Below are 15741 nucleotides of genomic sequence, written 5' to 3'. Positions count from 1 at the left end.
AACTTGATTAGCCCGCGCCCCCAAGGGGCGCGGGCCAATGCTGTTTACTTCACGTACTCAATGGCCGTAATCCACCAACAGACTTCGCCACCTGGGGTCTGCACGATGGCCTCATCGTCAACCTCTTTGCGTAACAGCGCGCGTGCCATCGGCGAATCGATGGAGATGTAGTCCATGCGATCATAAATTTCGTCATAACCGACGATACGAAAACGCTTGGTCTCGCCCTGCTCGTTTTCGATTTCCACCCAGGCACCGAAAAACACCTTCCCTTCCTGCTCGGGCACGTACTCCACCACGCGCATGTCTTCCAGGCGTTTGCGCAAGTAGCGCACACGGCGGTCGATCTCACGCAGCAGTTTCTTGTTGTACTGGTAGTCGGCGTTCTCGCTGCGATCCCCCAGAGACGCAGCCCACGTTACCTTTCGCGTGGTATCCGGGCGCTTCTCTCGCCACAGGTAATCCAGTTCCTTCTTCAGCGCTTCATGACCTTCTTTGGTAATCAGCTTGGTACTCAAACGCTTGCATCCCCAGGCAATGTCCATCGGTGCCGATACGCCAGGGCTCACGCTCCGGCGTCGACTGGCTGGCATTGATAATAAATGAACCGAGAAAAGTAGCCAGGGCAGTTCTAACGATCCAAAGCCTGATCCAGTTCATGCAGCACGCCTTGCAGACTCTGGCGCAAGCTTAATAACTGCGACGTCATCACATTCAATGCTTCGGCCTTCCGGTTGACTGCCGACGCCTGCTCCTGCAGTTCAAGGTTGCGCTGCTCTTGGGCTCGCGCGGTGTCGTCCACTTGATCCTGCTCGCGCTGCAGCCGAGCCTTCCATTGAGCCAATACTGTCTCCTGCTCGACCGCAGCGAGTTTCTGCTGGGTCAACTCCTGCGCAACACGAGCAAGGTTGGTGAGCGTGCTGTCCACCTGGAACAAAGCGCTCTGGTCCAGTGGCGCCGCCAGCCCTGGCTGCATTGACAAGTCGGGCTCAGCCGTGGAAATGGACGCTATTTGCGATGGCACCACGGATGGCGTCTCGACGAGGGCCGGTACTGGCTCTTCAAGCCTTCGCTCGGGCAGTGCCTGCGGGGCAGGTTCAGGTCGGCTTGGCGCTCTGGGCGGCGAGACCATTTGCGATGAGAAGCGAATGGACGGCACGATCAACGTAGCGCTTTCAATGGCCGGCAAAGTGGGCGCGGATATGCCCAAGGTGATCACTTTCATCACCAGCGCTTTCTTGATGATCAGCGAGTGATGATCCTCTGGCCTGGCAGGCGGCAACTTACTGCCCTTCAGATCAACAAAATGGTACGGCACCTGGGTTTCATTGGTACCGCCAGCCTTGGTCTCCAGTGCGGCCGCCAGTATCAGGATCTGCTTGAACACATGCATGGCTATTTGCAGGTCTTCCTTGGACTCAACACCGCCCAAAAAATACCGTTCGGCTTTTTTGCGCAAGGTCGCGATATACACCCGTGAACTACCAGGCTCAACCTCCTCATCCAGGCTGTAGGCAATAAAGTTAGAGGCAATCTGACCGACAGCAAAACCACACAGCAACGCGCCGTTGACAGGAACATCTTGGCCATTGCGTTCAAGAACTAACGTACGTAGAAGCATCATGATAATCAGGCCTCACTGAGACATTTAAAAATACACACCAATTGTTTCAGTGACGCGCCCGACACGCACGTAGGATTTTTCTTATTAATACCAATGGACATTCCCAAACGAGACCATTAACCGTACTCTTTTTCAAATCTCAGCACCTGCGTCATACACACTTATTCGGTAAAACCCGTGATCGAAATAAGCAACCTGACAAAATACCTGAACAAAAAGAATAGACTTAGCGATATTTCATTCAACGCAAAGCCCCGCGAATGCTTGGGATTATTTGGGGATGACCCCATTGCCAAAACGACACTTTTGAATTTAATGTCGGCTTCAATATTCCCCTCCAGTGGAAATATAAATATTCAAGGCTTGGATACACGTACTCAAACGCGCGAAGTCAAAAGACTGGTTGGTTATCAACTTTACCGACACGTTAGCCATGCCACTCTGACCGTAAAAGAATTCCTTTACTACATCGCAGCGACGTATGGATTTAAAGGCGCCGAACAGCGTGCACGCGTGGAACAAGCCGCCACGCGCCTGGAATTGCTGACGGCGCTCAATGCCCCCCTCGACGCCTTGTCCATCGGGTTGAAGCGCAAAGTCGGGATCGCCCAGGCCATTTTGAACACGCCCCTTGTGTTGCTGATGGACGAACCAACGGAAGGCCTCGCGCCTGATCAGAAACATGCATTCACCGGGCTGATCCAGTCGTTGAAGCAGGACATGACGCTGGTCATCGCGTCGCGTAACCCTGATGAACTGTCGCAGTTCTGCACGCGTGCGCTGGTTATCGCCGACGGCCGCCTGGTGACGGACGCCCCCTTGCAGAAACTGCAACGTGATTCCCGTCATTTCCAGGCGGTCACCCTCACCGCCGATACCCCCTTGGACTTGCTGGCCCTCGCTGTGCTGCCTGGAGTCGCGGGTATTGAAGAACATCAACATGCACCGGGCACCGTCACCGTTCTGGCCATGCCCGGGCACACCATCTACACCCACATTCACACACTCATTGCCAACCGTGGCTGGAAAATCAACACATTGGATCTGGAGCCCGGTCGCGTGAACGAGGTGGTTCCATATCCGAGCCAGGAGAGGCGCCTGTGAGACTGTTGCCCGTTATTTTCAAGCATCAACTCACCAGTTATGCCTCAACGCCTGCGACCTACTTGAGCATTGCTCTGTTTTTGCTCATGTCCGTCACGCTGGGGCTTTATGCACACCGCTGGCTGGAGCAAGACACGCTTGATCTGCAGGTTTTCTTCCAACTGCATCCCTGGCTCTATTTGGTGCTGATGCCTACCCTGACGACGCAACTCTGGGCAGAGGAATCCAATGCCGGTTTTCTCGACGTGGTCAAAATACTTCCCATCACTGCGTCAGAACTGGCTATTGGCAAATTCCTGGCCGCCTGGGCCGTGGCATCGGCGGCCTTGATCTCAACGTTCCCTCTCGTCATCGTGGCTAACTATCTCGGCACCGCAGATAACGGGCTTATCGCGTCTCAATTTATAGCGAGCTGGCTGTTAGCGGGCAGTTATTTGGCGGTAGGCTGTTTTATATGTTCCTTTACACGCCAGCATATAATTATTTTCATACTCACGTTATGTTTGCTGTTGATCGCCAGTGGCTTGTCTACGGCCATCGATAATCTTGAACATCAGGCACCTGTGTGGTTGATCGACAGTTTAACTGTTCTCAACCCACTATCACGCTTCAGCACTATCGACAACGGCAAACTGACACTTCATGACGCGGCTTACTTCATCAGCATTATTGTCGCCTTTCTCACTGCGACAACTGTCATTCTCAACCATAAACACCGCTGAGGAGGACAGATCACCATGCGATCCACTTTGCGTACGGGCATGACACTTACTGTCATATTGCTGCTGTTCCTCGCTTTTAATCTGGTTTGGGTAGCAAAAATCCCTGATATCCGGTGGGACTTTTCTGAAAAAAAATCCATACCCTATCCCCTTCGGTCCACTCGTTATTGGTATCCCTGAATAGCCCTCTGGACTTGTATTACTTCAACGCACACAACACCCCAACACGCAGCGATGCCTTGAAACGCTACGGCAAGCGCATTGAAGATCGGCTTCGGGAATACGAAAAGGCAGCGAAAGGCATGATCAACCTGCACGTTATCGACCCCGAGCCTTTTTCAGAAGACGCCTACAAAGCCGGGTTGTTCGGCCTCAACGGCGAGACGGGTTTCATGGGGCTGATTGGCACGCGTGCGAATCGCGGAGCACAACGGATAGAGTCATTCAGTCTGGATAGGGAGCCGTTGCTTGAATATGAGATCAGCCAGTTGATCTCCCGGTTGCAGCACCCGCAACCTCCTACCGTAGGGCTGCTGCCAGGGCTGACCCTCGACGAAACATCGGGCCGGCTATTGGGGGAACTCCAGCAGCACTTCAAGGTGGTCAACTTGGGAACGACCACCGATCGCGTGCCGGAGAATGTCCAAACGCTGATGGTTGTGTATCCGCAAGCGCTGTCCGAACGGACGTTGTATGCCATTGAGCAGTTTGTACTGAAGGGCGGCAGGCTCATGATGTTTATCGACCCGATAAACGAACAGGACTCAACCCCATCGGTGGTCAATCCCAAGCTGGATGAACTGCTCGCCGCATGGGGCATACAATTGCCAGCGGACAAATTGCTCATCGATAACCACTATGCAATGTCGCAGACACAGGGTGCCGGCAAGCCCACCGTGCAGCATCCGACCAGGTTGAATCTGCCCCGACAAGCAATGAATACACACGATATCAGCACCCGGAAAGTGAATACCGTGACGGTATCGAGCAGCGGCGCCCTTTTTCAGCGCAAAAAAGCGCGCACAACCTTCACCCCTCTCCTACAAAGCTCAAGGCACTCCGCACTGCTGGAAACCGAGCGTTTCGCTTCAGCAACCACGTTCAGTTCGGTATTCGAAGAAGCCTCCACTGCAGCGCAACGCCACGTGATCGCGGCCCGTATTGAAGGGCCGGCTTACTCAGCCTTTCTCGACGGCATGGCGGGACAGCCGCCCGGTTTGCAGCAAGCGGCGAACATCCATGTGGTGGTAGTCACCGACACAGACCTGCTCACGGATCAAGTCAGCAACTGGGCATCCGACAGCAATGCGCTGTTTGTACTCAATACACTGGATAACTTGGCGGCCCCCGATACGCTCGCCAATATCCGCCCACGCGCAGCGGCGCAGGGGTCGACAAGTAAGCTGGGGCGACTGCGTGATGATGCCGCACGCGCCTATCATCAACAGGCGATTGAGTTGGAGCAGCGTCTACAGCGAACAGAACGGGAATGGCAACGGCTGAGCCCACAAGCGCTGGCTCCCGGGCCCCAGGCTGTGGATACGAACTCAACCTTACAGGCGCTCAATAAAGAGCGCCTGCGTTTGCCTATCGAATTACATGCTTTGAAGGTAAAGACGTATGCCCCCGTGCATCGCATGGAGCAGACGATAAAGGGGGTGTTGAGCTTGGCGATGCCACTGACATGGTGCCTGCTCGCCTGGTTTATCTTCCTGCGCCAGCGTCGCCGGCTGCGGCATGAAGCGGTCTTATACTGACGCGCTATCAACGACGGGCAATCAACCCCTGGCGGGCGATTCGGGTCAACTGACGGATCACTTCATCCGCTTCATCGGCACATGGCGCCTGGATAACCGCAAGGTCAAAGCTATCACTGGCAAAGCGCGCAAGAGAATCGCCATCCTCAACGAACTGAATCAGGAACGCTGAAGGGCGCCCGGTGCGACGTGGCCAGCCGTCCAGATAACGCAATAGCGTCGGCTGGTGCTTGCCACCCAGGAGAATCTTTGGATTGCGTTGAGTGAGGTCCGCGGTGATCGGGGCCAGGCGTATCAGGGGGCGTAGTGCATTCATCGTGTCGTGTCTCTGCCTCAAAAGTCTGCGGGCAGGTGAGAGGCAACACCGAACCAGCGCTTTAGCGGTATTTCGAAGTGCTCTCGTCAGGCGAGAACAAGCTTCTGTCGGGCTGCATCGAGTCCCAGTGGCGCCCCGCAATTAGCTGTTTAAATCGGCGCATGAACGGCATCCTAGAGAAGCCGATGGGCCGGTGTCAAGAATCCCAGGCAACGAAAAGGCCCGCATGGCGGGCCTTTTCGATGTGTCAGCAGGCAATCAGTTGGCGATGGCCCGGTCGGCAGACAGTTTGCCGGCACCTTCCAGCAACACTGCCAGCGAGCCGCCCAACAAGGCCAGTGCGAACTCGTAACCGTTATTGGCCATGAACAGACCGTTATGGATATGCACCGAGAAGATCGCCACCAGCGACAGGATGGTCAGGCCCAACGCCGCCGGGCGTACCAGCAAGCCAATGATCAACGCCAGGCCGGCAAAGAACTCGGTGCCACCCGACAGCAGCGCCATCAGGGTACCCGGTGCCAGGCCAATGCTTTCCATCCACTGGGCAGTGCCCGCCAGACCGTAGCCGCCGAACCAGCCAAAGAGTTTTTGCGACCCGTGCGCGGCGAAGATGATGCCGACAACAATGCGCAAAATAGTCAGGCCGTAGCCGGCACGGGTGGACAGAAGACTTTTGATCATTGGGCTCATGCTGAGAATCCTTTTCGGAGTAGGGGTTGGTTGGCCGCTATATTAATCAGTTTAAGCAATGATAAAAGCCGAAAAAATGCTTAATTAATATCGATAAACCTGATCACTCGCGTGATGCCACTTTCGCCACCGGGGGCTCCAGAGACTCCCGCTCCCGGTCAAACGCCAAATAATACTTGTTGACGCTATTAACATAGCTGACCCCGCCCATCCCCACCTGCTCCATGGCGATGCGTTCGACCTGGAAGAACCACTGGTTCGGATTAAGCCCCCGGCGCTTGGCCTCGGTACGCATGCCCTGCACCCGCTCCGGCCCCATGTTGTAGGCCGCCAGCACAAACGCCATGCGTTCGCGCTCGTTAAGCTTGGGGCTGGCAAAAAATTTGCGCCGGATCAACGCCAGGTAACGTGCGCCCGCCTGCACATTGCTGTCGAGGTTTTCAATATTGTTGACGCCCACCCGTTGCGCCGCCGAGGGTGTGATCTGCATCAGGCCGGTGGGGCCACCGCTGTTGCGTGCACCGGGGTCGAAAGCGGACTCCTTGAAAGCCAGTGCCGCAAGGTTCAACCAGTCCATACCCTGCTCCCGGGCGTGCTTTTGCAACACCGGGCGCAGTTTTTCCAGGCGTTGGCGGTCGACACGGGCCAGTGGATTACGGACTTGGTAGAGGCGACGGTAGATACGTTGAAAGGCCACATCCTGGTCGGACGGCGTTCGGTAAGTCTTGAGAAATCGATCAATACTGGCTCGCAGCATCGAAGCGTCCTGGCTCACAAACCAGTACTCGTCGCCCGGCTCACTGATCACCACCTGCTTGTCGAAACGCAGTTTGGGCAGGACCTTCGACCAGCGCTCGGCAATCGGCTTTTCGACAATGGTCAGATGAAAGATGCCCGCCTGGACCATCTCCAGCACATCTTCCACGGCCAGGGTCGGGTCGACCCATTCCACTTTGATCGGCGGCTGCTTGTGCAACGCCAACTTCTGGTTGACCTGGTTGATGGCGTCCGCCGCCGCACTGCCGGTGGTCAGCGCCAGCGTGCGCCCAGACAACTGCTCCAGCTTGGTAAAGCGTTTTTCGCCTTTTACGCCAACCAGCCACAAGGGTATGCCGCTGGCAATCGGATCGCTGGTGGTGATCTTGTGAGCGGCGGTTACATCGAGCAACTCGCCAGGTGCCACGAGGTCGCCTTCGCCACGTGCCAGCGCGCCGAGCAACTGGTCCTTGGCCTTGGGAATGATCTTGAGGTTGATTTCCTGGCCATCACGGGCGTGGCCATTGAGGTATTGCTCGAAGGCCCGCAGGCGATGGTACTCGACACCGATGGCCTGGCCCTGTACTTCGCCGGAACTGTTGCGACTCTGGTTGACCAAAACACGCAAGGTGCGGCTGGCGCGGATCTGCGCCAGGTCGCGCACCTTGCCGGGCTTGGTCACTTCCAGCGGCCCGTCCAGACGCGCGACCGCCGCCATGGGCAGCAGTAATGTCAGGCACAACACAAGCAACGCCGAGGGTCGGATCATCCGCTCTCCGGAAAGAATACTGGCCAGTGCCCTCGCGAAAACGAGGCGCTGGGAGTCAGAAACAGAGCGCTTTAAGCGCAGGCTTTGCGCGCAACGGTGGCACAGTGCAAGGCAGCCAGCCAATCACGATGTCACTTGCGACGTTCAAAGACAGCTATAACTCGTTGTAGTTCTTCGATTTTCTTATAAATCTACAGCTCTGATATGCTTTCCGGCCGCAGGCGGAGATAGCACCATGCAACTCATTGATATCGGCGTCAACCTGACCAACCCCAGTTTCGACGACAAGCACCAGGCCGTTCTCGACCGCGCCTATGCCGCCGGCGTGCACCAGTTGGTGCTCACCGGCACCAGCGTCGACGGCAGCGAACAGGCTTTGGAGCTGTGCGTAAACCTCGATGAAAGCGGCCAACGCCTGTTCAGCACCGCCGGCATCCACCCCCATTGCGCCAGTGACTGGAATGATGACAGCGCCCAACGCTTGCGCGGTTTGCTCAGCGAAAGCCGTGTGCGGGCGGTGGGCGAATGCGGCCTGGATTTCAACCGGGACTTCTCGCCGCGCCCGCAACAGGAAAAGGTCCTCGAAGAACACCTGGCCCTGGCCGTGGAACTGAAACTGCCGGTATTTCTTCACGAGCGCGACGCCAACCAGCGCTTGCTGGACATCCTCAAGGGCTACCGCGACCACCTCAGCGCAGCCGTGGTGCATTGCTTCACCGGCGAACAGCAGGCGTTGTTCGGCTATCTCGACCTCGACTTGCACATCGGCATCACCGGCTGGATCTGCGACGAGCGCCGTGGGACGCACCTGCATCCACTGGTCAGGGAAATTCCCCGCGGCCGCCTGATGCTGGAGAGCGATGCACCCTACCTGCTGCCGCGCACCCTGCGACCCAAGCCAAAGAACGGCCGCAACGAACCGGCCTACCTGACCGAAGTACTGCGCGAAGTCGCCCTGCACCGTAACGAAAGGATGGAAGACCTGGCCCGCCACAGCACCGCCTGCTCCCGGGCGTTTTTTGGGTTGCCTAGCGTGGATTGATGCGGCGCATTGACCCATGTCAAAACCGGATTTCTGAGTAGCGGCACAATAATGGCACCTTGCCAATGCTGTTTCCGCTATCAGAGAAAACCTTCCATGGGTGCCTGGCTTAGCAATATCTCGCTGAAGTACAAATTCTGGGCCGTGAACGCGGTCGCCTTTATCACCACCCTGCTGCTGGTCCTGTACGCCGTGCAGCTCGAACAACAAGCGCGCAGCACAGCGTCCCAGGCCTCGGCGCAGGCCCAAGGGCAACTGCTCGGCGCCTGGCCGGCCGACAAACCGTTGCCCAAGGGCGAGCATTGGCTGGCTTTTGCACGCGGCCAAGTCCCACAGCTTGGCGACCTGGATCTGTCCGCCCTGAGCAGCAGCACCGGCTGGGTCGAACTCAACCCTATGCCGCTGTTCGGTGAAAACCCGCTGCTGGGCGCTGAAGTGGTCGCCCGTCCTGACGGGCAATATATCGCCGTGCTTGCTCACGCCCCCAGCCTGAGCCAGGTCTTCGGCGAACGCTTCGCCAACTATGCGGTGGCGGTCCTCATCCTGATGCTCGCCATGCTCGGCGCTTCGCAGTTGCTGATCCGCTTCCTGCTCAGCCAACTCAACACCCTCAAGGACGTGATGCTACACGTGGAGAAAACCGGCGACCTGTCGGCCCGCGTGCCGTTGGCCTGCAAGGACGAAGTCGGCCAGATGGCCAGCGCATTCAATGCCATGCAGGCCGGTTACCAGCGGGTCGTCAACACTGTGGCGCGCACCGCCCGGCAACTGGACGAGGGCGCCGCACGCCTGGCCGGCAGCATGAACGAGGTGCAACACGGCATGCTCGGCCAGCAAAGCGAAACCGACCAGGCCGCCACTGCCATCAACGAGATGACCACTACCGTCCACCACATCGCCCAGCATGCCGGCGCCACCCGCGATTTATCCCAGACCGCCGACACCCTCGCCGGCAGCGGCCAGGCCGTAGTAACCCGCGTGCAACACTCTATCGCGGGCCTGTCCAGCGGCGTGCAACAGACCGCCGAAATGATCCAGAAACTGGCCGAAGACAGCCAGAAAATCAATGGCGTGGTCAGTGTGATCCACAGCATCGCCGAACAGACCAACCTGCTGGCCCTCAACGCCGCCATCGAGGCCGCTCGCGCCGGGGAAATGGGCCGTGGCTTTGCCGTGGTCGCCGACGAAGTGCGCAACCTCGCCAAACGCGTACAAAGCTCCACCGATGAAATCACTCACATGGTCTCGGCGCTGCAAGCCGGCACCCGCGACGCCGTGGACTTCATGCAGGAAAGCTCGTTCAAGGCCGACGATTGCGTGCAGCAGGCTCAGGAAGCCGGCGCCGCTCTCGCCGAAATCACCGGTGCCGTGGCGCAGATGCGCGAGAGCAACACCCAGATCGCCGTCGCCGCCGAACAACAAAGCCATGTGGCCGAAGAGATGAACCGCGCGGTGGTGAGCATCCGCGATGTGACTGAGAACACGGTGCGGCAAACCGTGGACTCGGCCACCACCAGCCAGGAGCTGGCCACCCTGGCGGGTGAGTTGAGCAAGGCGATTGGCCAGCTGAAACTGTAGGACCGACCAACCTGTAATCCGACTCCTACGATCGACCCTGCGTTTACCCGCCGTTTTGGCGAAACCTCCTAACCGTCCTGGCGAATAGCGCCGACTTCTTTACCTGACGAACCTCTCCAAAGTCTCTCGCCTGATCATTCAGTGCGAGGGACCGCCGATGTACCTACCCGTTAATGCCCTGCTCAGTGGGGCTGCCTCTTGATTCCGGTCATTGCCAGCCTGGTCCTGGCCCCCATGGATGCCAAGGCGCCGGACGTTGAAGGCGTCTTGCGTGATTTGCGGGCATGTCTCAACACCTTTGACGACTGGGCCGAAAGCGTCTGGAGTGGCTCGGCGCTTGAGGTGGAGCAGGTTTTCAAAGTCGGCGAAGAGGTTGCATTGATCGCGCCGGTTTCTTCCAGAGAGCCCAGCGCTGTCGTCGCCAAGTGTGATGCCCAGGGCTCGCTCACCTTGCTGCACATGTTCGAAAGCACACGGTCGGTGCCTATCGGCAACACGCCGGTAGTGCTGCAGGCCATCGACCAGGATGGCAACCCGACGGGACCGCCCATCCATCGAACCATCGGCCCCAGCGGCATTCTTGAAATCCAGGAATGTACCCGCGACCAACAATACCAAATTACGTTTTATCCCGACGTTTCCAAGGATCACGTCAAGGCGCTGTATGCGTCTTATCAGTCGGTGATCGCGGAGCTGGAAACGCGCCTGCGTGATGAATGGGCCAAGACTTTCAAACCCCAGTGGGACGAGTTTGCCAACGCTACATCGTTGCAACGCAGCGCGATGCAGGGCATGGCGTTTTCCAGCGGTTTGGCTCAGGCGCTCTACAACCTGTGGGACAACGTTACGCAGGTGTATGAGCTGCTGGCGGATCTCAAGGCCAACAGCGAGAAGCTGTTGGCGTACATCTCCCAGGCTGAACTCGATGCGCTGCTGGCGCTCGGCAGCGACGCGATTGCCAACGGTTTGCTGGTGCTTAGTGATGAGCCGCTGCTCTTCATCTACCTGACAGCGATGGTCAGTTGGATACGCCTGTTGCCGCCGCCTGAGATGTACGAAGTACTCGGCGAGATCACCGGTGAGGTGTTGATCAATCTGCTGCTGATTTGGGCGACGGCGGGCACCGGCGTGGCACTGCGCTTGGGCGCCCAAACGCTGAGTTCCATCAAGTCCGTACGGGTGCGAGGGTTGTTGGAGTTGCTCGCCAAGCACCTTGTGGGGCCGAGATTGGAACTGCATGTCGAGACGGCTAAACCATTGCTGCTGGGCAGCGCGCCAACGCCGATCAAGACGATTCCGGTTGCGCCGTTGAAGGCTGGGGAGCAGGTGGTTTCGAACCCTGTTCCGTTGGTTCGTAACAAGTCCCAGCAGACGGCGTTGGTTCGGCAGGAGTCTGTCGATGATGTGCCGGTCGTGGCTACGAATCCCAAGGGTGACGCGGCGACTTCGGCGGACAAAACAGCGACCAATGGCTGCCCGGTGTCGATGGTCACTGGGGAGGAATTGCTCACCCTCACCGATGGTGTTTTGGACGGGATATTGCCGTTTGAGTGGACCCGTTTGTACCGCACCAGCGCGGTGGAAGTGGATGTTGGGCTGGGGTTTGGCTGGAGTCATTCGCTGGCGCAGCGGCTTTCTGTTTCGGGCGATTCGGTGGTGTGGACCGACCATGAAAACCGGTCGACTGAGTTTCCGCTGCCTACCGAGGCGCGACCGGCGATCACCAACAGCCTGGCCGAAGCGGCGATCTATTTGGGGGCTTCGCCGGATGAGTTAGTGCTGGCCCAGGCCTCACGGTTTTATCACTTTCGCGACGGGGTGCTGGTCTCGATCAGCGATGCGTATGACAACCGCCTGCGGATTGCGCGGGATGTGTTGGGCCGCATCGAGCGCCTGGATACCGGCGCCGGCCGCTCGTTGTGCTTGCGTTATGAACGGGACCGCATCGTCGCGGTGGACTACCAGGTTCAGCGCAGCAAAGACCGCCAGCCCTACGAATGGATCACCGAACAAAACGTTGTTTCCTACGCCTATGACGAATTAGGACGACTGGTCTCGGCGACCAATGCCGTCGGCGAAAGCGAGGTTTATCGGTACGACGAGCAGCATGTGATTCTTGAGCGGGGCTTGGCCGGTGGCGCGAGCTTCTTTTGGGAATGGGAGCGGTCCGGCAAGGCAGCGCGATGCGTGCGGCACTGGGCCAGCTTTTCTCAGATGGACACGCGTTATGCCTGGGGCGACGACGGCCGCGTGGTCGTGCATAACGCCGATGGCAGCCAGGAAGTGTACGTCCACGATGACCGCGCGCGGCTGGTGCAACGCACCGATCCGGACGGCGCCCAGCACTTCAAATCCTACGACGCCAAGGGGCGACTGACGGTCGAGCAGGATCCGCTGGGGGCGGTGACGGCGTATCAGTACGACGATGCCGGACGCTTGGTGGCGGTGTTTCCCGGCGATGACGAGCCTACTTCCTACGAGCATGACAACGGTTTCGTACGGGTCGTGCGGCGTGGCGAGGCGGTTTGGAAATATGAGCGTAACGACCAGGGCGACCTGACGCGTAGGACCGATCCCGATGGTGAGGTGACGGACTACAGCTACAACAAGTACGGGCAACTAACGGGCGTTTGGTATCCCGACCACAGCTGTCATCGGCTGGTGTGGAACGAACGCGGTCAGCTCATTGAAGAGCAACTGCCCAATGGCGACACCAAGCGTTATCGCTACGACGATCTGGGCCGCCAGATTGCCCGCGAGGATGAACAAGGCGCGCTGACCCAATACCAATGGGACAGCGTCGGCCGATTGATTCGCATCGTGTTGCCAGGCGGTGCCACGCGAGAATACAGCTACAACCCCTACGGAAAAATCACCGCCGAACGCGACGAACTCGGCCACGTCACCCGCTACGAATACGCCGACGGCCTGCACCTGATCAGCCGCCGCCTCAACGCCGATGGCAGCCAGGTCAACTACCGCTACGACAACGCTCGGCTGTTGCTCACCGAAATCGAAAACGAAGTCGGCGAAACCTACCGGCTCAACTACCACCCCAACGGCCTGATCCAGCAGGAAATCGGCTTTGACGGCCAGCGCACCGCCTACGTCTACGACCTTAACGGCAACCTTCAGGAAAAAACCGAACACGGCGACGATAGCAGTCAGCTAGTTACCTTTTACCAGCGCGACCACGCCGGCCGACTCGTACGAAAAACCCTGCCCGACGGCAACAAGGTCGATTACACCTACGACCGCCAAGGCAACCTCCTCAGCGTCGACGACGGCCACTGGGCGCTGGCCTACGAGTACGACACACAAAACCGCCTCACCGCCGAGCATCAAGGCTGGGGCACCTTGCGTTATGGCTACGACGCCTGCGGTCAACTGCAACACCTGCGCTTGCCGGATAACAATCGCCTGACCTTCAACCATGCCAAAGGCGGCCATCTCGCCACCGTTGAGTTGAACGGCACACTGCTGACTTCCCACCTTTTCAAAGCCGGCCAAGAGCACCAACGCCAACAAGGTCAACTGCTCAGCCACTACCACTACGACGACCAACACCGCCTGCATGCGCACAGCGTCACGCAGCAGGAAAACCACCTCTACCAACGCCACTACGACTACGACAAAGCCGGCAACCTCACTCGCCTGAACGACACCCGCAAAGGCGAACACCACTACCGCTACGACCCACTAGGCCGCCTCACCCGCGCCGACCACTCGCAGGACCTGCAGGAACGTTTCGGCCACAACCCGACCGGCAACCTGCTGATGCACGACCGCCCCGGCCCGGACATCGTGGCGGGTAACCGCCTGATGATCCAGGGCGACCGGCATTACGACTATGACGCCTTCGGCAACCTCATCCGCGAACGGCGTGGACGTGGGCATGCGTTAGTCACCGAGTACCGCTACGACTGCCAGCACCGGCTGATCGGCATTACCCAGCCCAACGGCCAAACCGCCAGCTACCGCTATGACCCGTTTGGGCGGCGCATCAGCAAGACCGTTGATGGCAGAACGACGGAGTTTTTCTGGCAAGGCGACAAGCTGATCGCCGAACACCATGCGGATCGCCATCGCAGTTACCTCTACGAGCCGGACAGCTTTCGGCCGCTGGCTTTACTGAAAGGGTTTGGTCCCAAAGAAACCACGTCCTACCACTACCAACTCGACCACCTCGGCACAGCGCAGGAACTCACAGACCCAGACGGCGAAATCGTCTGGTCCGCCCATTACCGCGCCTACGGCCAGATCAGCCGCCTCGACATAGGCAAAATCGACAACCCGCTACGTTTTCAAGGCCAATATTTCGACCAGGAAAGCGGACTGCACTACAACCGCCATCGCTACTACAATCCGGATATTGGTCGCTACCTCACGCCGGACCCGGTGAAGTTGGCGGGAGGGATCAACGCGTACAGGTACGTGCCCAATCCTACGGGATGGGTGGATCCGCTAGGTCTGAGTGCCAACTGTCCAGGTTCAGGAAAGAGACAATCATCCTGCACTTCTCCTGCCGAACCGGGCACACCTGAGATTTCTCGAAAAGGAGCATTTAGGGAGGCGAAAAGAGCTGCCAATATACCAATGTCACAGCAACCAGACGTGCTGACAGACCAGCGCTCAGGAGTAAAAAAACAATACGATATCGTAAAAATGTCGGATATGAGCGGTCGAAAAATTTTGAACAATTCAGGCAAACCGATTAATACAAGGGTCTACCACTATACGAGAGCAGATGGCTCCGCGATATTAATCCAAGACCATTCCGCAGGGCATAAATTTGGCGAAAACGGGGTGGGGGATCAAGGTGCTCACTTTAATTTGCGCCCTATCGATACACCACGAACCGGACATATTCCCGGGACGAAAGACCATTACCTGTTCAAGGACAAAAAAAATGAAACATTGGAACGATCTTGATGGAACGATCTTTTTTAACAAAATATTCAGCCACCCAATCAAAATCGGAAAAATTTATATACACGCATTGAGCATAGAAAACGACCAGCCTGACTTAGGGATAGGTTTTGACATACCCGAGTTTCCCGATCACCTTCCCGAAAAATGGAAGGATAAAGGATACAACACATGTCGGCTTGGACTTAGCTGCTCTGAAATAAGCAACCTGCGAATAGTGAACATTCCTCACAGGGAAGTATTTTCCGCAACAATAAAGCATGAGGACGGTCATTATTTTTTCATCGCAGAGTCAAAGGAAGCCTCTATTCAATTCAAGGCCAGATGGCTGTCTCTGAAAGGCCCCTCGGTTTATATAAATTGCGCTGGACCGGAAGATCATAATTGGTCGGACGATATTCGATAAAAGGTATAAAATTTATTCGCAAAAAGGTAACTATGCCCCCCATAG

General features: G+C 57.5%; 11 protein-coding genes and 1 pseudogene. 7 read left to right on the top strand and 5 right to left on the bottom strand.

Annotation, left to right across the window (positions count from 1 at the left end; translation table 11 throughout):
• Nucleotides 1-44 precede the first annotated feature (44 nt).
• Together greB and AB4O25_RS26720 are read right to left on the bottom strand one after the other, a co-directional pair.
• A complete protein-coding gene (greB, locus tag AB4O25_RS26725) occupies nt 45-518 on the bottom strand; it encodes a transcription elongation factor GreB (RefSeq protein ID WP_026067388.1) in 474 nt (157 codons plus the stop codon).
• 113 nt (nt 519-631) lie between these two features.
• The gene (locus AB4O25_RS26720; protein WP_460150172.1) at nt 632-1624 is read right to left on the bottom strand and encodes a hypothetical protein; all 993 of its coding nucleotides are present in this window, start codon (nt 1622-1624) and stop codon (nt 632-634) included.
• A 177-nt stretch (nt 1625-1801) separates the two neighbouring features.
• Here AB4O25_RS26720 and AB4O25_RS26715 point away from each other — a divergent pair, with 177 nt between their 5' ends.
• From AB4O25_RS26715 to AB4O25_RS26705, 3 genes and pseudogenes are all read left to right on the top strand, one after another.
• Entirely contained in the window at nt 1802-2728 is a 927-nt protein-coding gene (locus AB4O25_RS26715; RefSeq protein WP_460150171.1) for an ATP-binding cassette domain-containing protein, read from the top strand.
• Complete coding sequence (locus AB4O25_RS26710) at nt 2725-3450, top strand: ABC transporter permease (protein WP_460150170.1); 726 nt, start codon at nt 2725-2727, stop codon at nt 3448-3450. The genes AB4O25_RS26715 and AB4O25_RS26710 overlap by 4 nt, the downstream gene beginning before the upstream one ends.
• A 15-nt stretch (nt 3451-3465) precedes the next feature.
• Nucleotides 3466-5207 (top strand): annotated as a pseudogene (locus tag AB4O25_RS26705) (Gldg family protein).
• 7 nt (nt 5208-5214) lie between these two features.
• On the opposite strand, the gene AB4O25_RS26700 reads toward AB4O25_RS26705, so the two are convergent.
• From AB4O25_RS26700 to AB4O25_RS26690, 3 genes are all read right to left on the bottom strand, one after another.
• Nucleotides 5215-5523, bottom strand: coding sequence for a hypothetical protein (locus tag AB4O25_RS26700; protein WP_017529400.1), 309 nt, complete (start codon nt 5521-5523; stop codon nt 5215-5217).
• Nucleotides 5524-5781: 258 nt separating this feature from the next.
• Nucleotides 5782-6216: a DoxX family protein gene (locus AB4O25_RS26695; RefSeq protein WP_017529401.1), complete on the bottom strand. Its 435-nt coding sequence runs from the start codon at nt 6214-6216 to the stop codon at nt 5782-5784.
• Between the two features lie 103 nt (nt 6217-6319).
• A complete protein-coding gene (locus tag AB4O25_RS26690) occupies nt 6320-7741 on the bottom strand; it encodes an MltF family protein (protein WP_460150169.1) in 1422 nt (473 codons plus the stop codon).
• Between the two features lie 235 nt (nt 7742-7976).
• Here AB4O25_RS26690 and AB4O25_RS26685 point away from each other — a divergent pair, with 235 nt between their 5' ends.
• The 4 genes from AB4O25_RS26685 to AB4O25_RS26670 all read left to right on the top strand — a co-directional run bounded on the left by AB4O25_RS26685 (nt 7977) and on the right by AB4O25_RS26670 (nt 15696).
• Nucleotides 7977-8783, top strand: a complete 807-nt coding sequence (locus tag AB4O25_RS26685; RefSeq protein WP_068937871.1) for a TatD family hydrolase — start codon at nt 7977-7979, stop codon at nt 8781-8783.
• Between the two features lie 96 nt (nt 8784-8879).
• A complete protein-coding gene (locus AB4O25_RS26680; protein WP_068937870.1) occupies nt 8880-10361 on the top strand; it encodes a methyl-accepting chemotaxis protein in 1482 nt (493 codons plus the stop codon).
• A gap of 198 nt (nt 10362-10559) precedes the next feature.
• Nucleotides 10560-15293, top strand: coding sequence for an RHS repeat-associated core domain-containing protein (locus AB4O25_RS26675; RefSeq protein WP_460150168.1), 4734 nt, complete (start codon nt 10560-10562; stop codon nt 15291-15293).
• Entirely contained in the window at nt 15271-15696 is a 426-nt protein-coding gene (locus tag AB4O25_RS26670) for an Imm50 family immunity protein (RefSeq protein WP_116079471.1), read from the top strand. Before AB4O25_RS26675 ends, AB4O25_RS26670 begins: the two co-directional genes overlap by 23 nt.
• Nucleotides 15697-15741 lie beyond the last annotated feature (45 nt).

Source organism: Pseudomonas sp. S3_A03 (genome assembly GCF_054668275.1).
The sequence above is the reverse complement of the archived record's forward strand: the minus strand, read 5'-3'. Positions and strand labels throughout refer to the sequence as shown.

Coding starts and splice junctions, on each gene's coding strand:
- AB4O25_RS26700 (WP_017529400.1), bottom strand. CDS start 5,523: ATGAATGCACTACGCCCCCTGATACGCCTGGCCCCGATCACCGCGGAC.
- AB4O25_RS26690 (WP_460150169.1), bottom strand. CDS start 7,741: ATGATCCGACCCTCGGCGTTGCTTGTGTTGTGCCTGACATTACTGCTG.
- AB4O25_RS26695 (WP_017529401.1), bottom strand. CDS start 6,216: ATGAGCCCAATGATCAAAAGTCTTCTGTCCACCCGTGCCGGCTACGGC.
- AB4O25_RS26685 (WP_068937871.1), top strand. CDS start 7,977: ATGCAACTCATTGATATCGGCGTCAACCTGACCAACCCCAGTTTCGAC.
- AB4O25_RS26680 (WP_068937870.1), top strand. CDS start 8,880: ATGGGTGCCTGGCTTAGCAATATCTCGCTGAAGTACAAATTCTGGGCC.
- AB4O25_RS26670 (WP_116079471.1), top strand. CDS start 15,271: ATGAAACATTGGAACGATCTTGATGGAACGATCTTTTTTAACAAAATA.
- AB4O25_RS26720 (WP_460150172.1), bottom strand. CDS start 1,624: ATGATGCTTCTACGTACGTTAGTTCTTGAACGCAATGGCCAAGATGTT.